Origin of the sequence: Endozoicomonas atrinae (assembly GCF_001647025.1) — a bacterium.
Classification (GTDB): Bacteria; Pseudomonadota; Gammaproteobacteria; order Pseudomonadales; family Endozoicomonadaceae; genus Endozoicomonas; species Endozoicomonas atrinae.
Map to the genome: position 1 here is coordinate 1 of NZ_LUKQ02000290.1, position 6,099 is coordinate 6,099.

The following is a 6,099-nucleotide window of genomic DNA, read 5'->3' on the forward strand; positions in this document are numbered from 1 at the left end:
GATCATCCTGAGTTTTAATCTGACTGGCTATTTGATCTACCAGTTTTTCGTTGATTTCAACGCTCATTGTTATTCTCCATTTTGGAGTATTAACGACAAGCGTTTACACAATTTAAATTACATTCCCTTGGTCCTCTATAAACCCTCTGCTCAATCTCCAGAGAGTTCATATCATCAGTATCATACGAAACATGTGGATTCATCCTGTAAGCGTAAAATATACCGGCAGTAGATTCCATAGATAGGTCTGCAGACCTATTAGCATCCATTTCTTTGAGAAAATCTTCATTATAACCACTGCACACAGTGATAGTTTGTTCTCTATATGATAGGAAATTACCTGATCTATATCCATAGCAACCCTCTATATACATAAAGTCAATTATGGAAGATGCCCTTTCTCTGATACTTTTCTTTATTTTTTCTTGGAGCACATCCATAGTAAGCCCGCCATTAAAGTTCATAAATGATAGCTCATGCCCCTCTTTATCCCTAGTAACACGCAACATCCAACGGGCATATTCTGCAGAGTTTTCTGAAGGTAATGGCATAATAAGATAGATTCTAGGTGAGCGCTCTTTTCCAAATTCATCTTGCACCATATCAATATATCCACGTAGCCATGGCTTGAATCGAGTCATTAGACTAGAAGACAAATGCATTTTAATATCAACACTCTCAGCACCTGTTTTATCTTTATTGAATCCAGCACAACTTTCTGGAACCCACCTAACAAGCTTGCTAAGAAATCCTTCGTCTGACAGCTGTTCGCTCCTTGAACTTCGTGGGCTGCTTTTCTTCCTGAATTCGTAGAGCTGTTTCAAACCATGAATGATTTTTTCAAAAAATACCTTTGCATCACTATCCTGACATTGCTGATATGAAACTTGTAAGGCACTATATAATCGAATCACAGGCCATCCTCTATTATGAACATAAATAGCAGACCATGAGTATTTACAAACATCACCAACCAGGTACGAATTATCCGACTGATGATTCACCAGAACCATTGTATCTCTTGCTGAAATTTCCAAAGTTTCAAGAAATGCCTCAACTCCCGTGCATTCTTCTAAGCGAAGCGCTTGACCTTGAGAGGTCGACCTCCATTGATACAACCCCGTTCGAAACACTCTATCATGCCCATAAAAAGGCTCAACCAGGATGACATTAATTCTTCTACCATAAACCCTTTTCATCATCCTTTGAAAGCAAGGTATGGTAATCACTTTATCTTGATTACTATCTTCAGCATCAATATTTGCACCCTGTAATAACTGCCACTTTAATTCATTAACACTATCAATAGTCTTGACGCCTATTGGCATACATTTCCGACAATCCTCCATTTTTTTCAACCAGCGAAAAGCAACAGCAAAAAAACTCTCTTCGTTAGGTTTACCAGCTGAAAAGTAATGTTCCATATCGCCCTTTATCAGCATCTTCATCATTTGCTCAGATTCAATATCTGACAATATATTTTCTGTTATACCACTAGAAATTAAACCGCTCCTTTCAACTCTTCCTTTAGGTATTGCAGCCAGACTCCTTTTTATTCCTTTCATATGATCAAAAACCACATCAGACAACAACCGAAGTAACTCCATTCTTCTTGATAATGGCAAAGACTTTATTTTTTCCGCCCCAACAGGATGAACCTGATATCCTGCACACTGATCAAAATCAACCCATGGACTTTGTATATAGTCATCGAATGACTTCGATAAAACCCCTAAAATCACAACGCCCAGGTAATCACCCTCTTTACATCCAAACCTTTGGAAGGTGCGAATAAGTCCGCTCTCACCTTCGGTAACCCCTGGTATTACTGACACTGCCTTTGGAAAAAGGGACTTATTCGCAGCTTCCATTTCTAAAATCGTTTGAGCGCCTGAGAAAAAATGAAAACCACACCAAGATAAAAATCGATCATCTTCAGCTAGTAAAGAGGATGCCTTGCTTACCACGTCACGTAGCGAAGAAGCTTCCTCTTTGTGAGAATCACTACTAATCGACTCTATTTCAAATCTGGATTGTATTTTTTCAAGTTGACGAAGATCATTTGTCAACATCACGAGTACAAACAATTTTGACATCTGTGGATCTTGAGACATTTTATAAATAAAGGCTTGCCTCTCAGGAAACCAGTCCATCATAAATTGGTTACCTGGTAAAATCTGACCATCAATCATAACCGTTGCAGGAGCAACATCAAGGTAAATAAGCTGATGCTTTTTTCTGTTATAGGCAAAGTTTGCAAAATTCCCATCAATAATACATTTGATTAAGCCATGACCATTCCTGGTAAACTGATCACACCGATCAATCAAGTCAAAAATACCTTTAATTATTTCTATTTTAATTTCAGGTTTTTCATTTGGATCCTTCAAAATATAATCAACCCGTTCCCGCTCTTTGTATTGTTTCTGCATTCCTACCACTGTTACCACTCCATTAACCCTATGACTCCTCGTTTCTCCCCCTCCATTCATTGCTGTTTCAGCCACCAAACTATGTGCACCTGATGGTGAAGACTGTTTCGGGTAGTCGTCTTCTGGCATCAATGGTATATCCACCAGATTAACATTATTGAAAGCTTTAGATTCTGATGTACTATTTCTTAATCTTCTCGGAACTTCTTGTTTCTCAGGTGTGGAACCATTTGATTCAGTTTTCTCAGGTGTTTCAAGTTCATGCACCGACTCATCACTGCTCACTCCTGCCTCATCCTCCACAGCTATATATTCGATAGGACTGAGAACAACTTCTATTTCTCCATCCTTTCTAAGCTGGGGATCCTTCATCACACGTGAAACCAAATTTTGTGTCAATTTCAATGTATTAATTACGATTCTTGCCTCTATCGGACTCATGGGATTTCTTAGAAACTTCATCGCCACACTCAGAATATCTCCATGACGATACACACTTTGGGCAATTCCTGAACCAAGAGGGCCATCAGTGAAAACATTTTTATCCGGGGAAGCCTGCTCTGTATTTCTGGCAACAGGTATGGATTTCCGATGAAGCAGTTCCCTATTTTTTTGGTTATTTATACTTCCATCTGAATTTCTTTCCAGCCTGTCTTTTGTTGACTTAAACTCCTTATACTCATCAATAATTTCATCCAGATTTGGAGCAGGGCAGTCAATTAATGGCACTTGAAACTCAATATATAATTTATTTTTCTCACCACTCTTTACAGGCATACAACATGAATAATAAAGTTGATTTCTATCCACACTACCTACCACCAAACGAAAGTTAGCCAAAGTAGAAGCAACCTGATCCTCCGGAATTTTTTTTCGAAAACGAATCAGGAATTTCATTTTTGATTTTTCTTCACTCGGCGGAGTTGACCTTGCTCGTTTAAGTAATTCTGAAAATACCCCATCCCCTGAATGCTCCAACTCAATACAGTAGTCATCATGGCCATACCCTGGAGCATACTGTGCAGGCGGGGCAAAAAAATCGGACTCAAAGGGGTTATGTTTATGATCGATAATTTCAGGAGTCATCAATGTGGCAGGAGGTGTGTTCTTTATGTGTAAATATACTTTATCTTCAGTTTTCCTTGCATAAACCCTCACCTCATAACACGAATTTAACGAAAGGTTTCCACTATCAAACAGTGCTACAAGATTCTCCACGACAGGGTGCTGCCACCCTCTGAAAAGAGAGGTGTCAGGCTCTTGACCTGTTTTACTTGCAACCCCTAAACCTTTGACAAACCCCAGCATTACTGAAAAGTCTTCAACTTGCTCCAGAGCACTGCTCTCTGCCCCCTTAAGAGCTGAATAAGCCCCTACGACATCAGGTATTGGGCTGCCACTTTCCTGAACACCAGCCATCCTTCTTAGTATAAATTCAGGCCTACCAACCAAGCGGCATCCTATGGCTTTTTTTGCACATCCTATACTCTCTCCCTTATTATCGCCCCTCTCGCCTATCGCGTTCTCAGTGCTCAAAACTTGTCCCATGACTACGCAGGGAGAAACCATCCTTTTTATTCCAGAAATTCTTACCTCTCCTTTTGGGTGCTCTGGCCCTGATTTATTTTCAGCACCTCCCTGCATCCCGGGAGACACTGAAATCGATATTTCAGGCTTTCCAGCTGGGAGCATCGTTTACATCCTGTTTTTTTTAAAATCATACCGTCAGATTGACCAAGCCTGTTGATGTTTTTCCATACACAGTGTGTCAGGCGTTGCCATGAGAATTCCCGCAAGGAATATCATCACGCGACATTTCATCAAGGCAAGTCGCCTTTGAAAGTACCGTAACGATAGCACAGAAGACTGATAAGCCATTCGGCTATGACGTACCGTCCAGCTACTAACCAGTCTCAACAGGTTCTAGGGGTAATCATAGCCAAAATGTAGATAAGCGTTCTTAGTTAATATCCGACCTCTCGGTGTTCTCATAATATACCCTTGCTGAATCAAGTAGGGCTCAAGCACATCTTCAATGGTATCCCGCTCTTCACTGATGGCAGCAGCGAGACTGTCAACCCCGACAGGACCGCCATCGAACTTTTCAATCATAGCCAGCAACAGGCGACGATCCATATGGTCAAAGCCACTGGCATCAACATCCAGCATATTCAGGGCTGCATCAGCAAGTTCGCGGGTTACCGTGCCATCTCCTTTTACTTCCGCGTAATCCCTGACTCGCCGCAACAAACGGTTCGCAATGCGTGGCGTCCCCCTTGAACGGCGAGCCACTTCATTAGCCGCCTCCATATCCATCTGCACCCCGAGAATACCCGCGGAACGGAGAACGATTGAACTCAGGTCTGCAACATTGTAGAACTCAAGCCGCTGCACAATACCGAAGCGATCCCTTAAAGGTGAGGTTAATAGCCCTGCACGCGTGGTCGCACCTACGAGTGTAAAGGGAGGAAGATCCAGCTTGATCGATCGTGCAGCAGGCCCTTCTCCAATCATGATATCCAGCTGGTAATCTTCCATTGCAGGATAGAGCACTTCTTCAACGGCGGGGCTGAGGCGATGAATTTCATCAATAAATAAGATGTCATTTGGCTCCAGGTTAGTGAGGAGCGCGGCAAGGTCACCCGCTTTTTCAATAACCGGGCCAGAAGTCGAACGGATATTACTGCCCATTTCATTGGCAAGAATATGGGACAGTGTTGTCTTTCCCAATCCCGGCGGACCAAATATCAACGTATGATCCAAGGCATCACCACGCTTTCGGGCCGCCTGGATAAATATCTCCATCTGCTCCCTGACTTTTGGCTGCCCTGTATACTCACTCAACCTCACGGGCCGAATAGCCCGATCCTGAGCCTCTTCATTCGGGCGTTCACTGGCCGAAATCAAGCGATCCGCTTCAATCATAACTTTTTCCAAGAATCATCTTAAATCAGACTAACACTTCTCATGCCAGGTGCGAATGGATATCCACGGTTTACCGAGCTTGCCGGTTATTTTGTCTAAGACTAGAATCGAAAAGCTGTCCGCAGTATGCGGTAAACCTCTAACCTGGCAGAGTAGTAATGTCATCGTCCGTATCTTCCACCGGATTGGGCTATTCGATCCTCGCATCACTGATGTTTGGTCTTATACCCTGGTATGTCCAGTGGCTAACCCCATTAGACGGTTCCCTTCTGTTCTGGAACCGCATCCTCTTTTCATCGGTCACCGCGCTGGCGTCACTGCTACTGCTTAGGAAGTTTCAACTGTTCCAGCAACTACTGAAACAACCAGAAAACATGCTTTGGCTTGCCGCTGGTACAATACTGGTCGGTTTTCAATGGTGGCTCTTCGTCTGGGCTCCAATCAATGACCTGACCACAGAGCTTTCCCTGGGTTATTTTCTACTGCCACTCACCCTGGTTCTAACCGGCCGTATTGCTTATGGTGAGAAATTATACCAATTGAATTTTCTAACTACTGTATAACTGCCCAATCACGGGAGCACAGACTGAACAGTCGACCAGCTTCGCTGCAAAGGTTATTCCAAGCTTCACAGCAACAATCTACAATATTTTCATAACCTGAAAATGCTTTGTTTGATAAGTCATGCTCCCGCATCCACTCCCATAGCCTTTCTGAGCTGTTTAACTCCGGTGCGAATGGT

Annotated in this window: 3 protein-coding genes and 1 pseudogene; 1 reads left to right on the top strand and 3 read right to left on the bottom strand. The window is 42.7% G+C overall.

The window, feature by feature from the left end; all coding sequences use genetic code 11:
- Nucleotides 1-89: 89 nt before the first annotated feature.
- Together AK963_RS24425 and ruvB are read right to left on the bottom strand one after the other, a co-directional pair.
- Entirely contained in the window at nucleotides 90-4,124 is a 4,035-nt protein-coding gene (locus tag AK963_RS24425; protein WP_066018001.1) for a hypothetical protein, read from the bottom strand.
- Nucleotides 4,125-4,355: 231 nt separating this feature from the next.
- Entirely contained in the window at nucleotides 4,356-5,357 is a 1,002-nt protein-coding gene (ruvB, locus tag AK963_RS24430) for a Holliday junction branch migration DNA helicase RuvB (RefSeq protein ID WP_066018003.1), read from the bottom strand.
- A 158-nt stretch (nucleotides 5,358-5,515) separates the two neighbouring features.
- Between ruvB and AK963_RS24435 the strand changes: the two genes are divergently transcribed.
- A complete protein-coding gene (locus tag AK963_RS24435) occupies nucleotides 5,516-5,920 on the top strand; it encodes an EamA family transporter (protein WP_139117632.1) in 405 nt (134 codons plus the stop codon).
- On the opposite strand, the pseudogene AK963_RS35850 reads toward AK963_RS24435, so the two are convergent.
- Nucleotides 5,910-6,099, bottom strand: a pseudogene (locus tag AK963_RS35850) (IS630 family transposase); the annotation flags it as partial. The gene AK963_RS24435 and the pseudogene AK963_RS35850 sit on opposite strands and share 11 nt — an antisense overlap.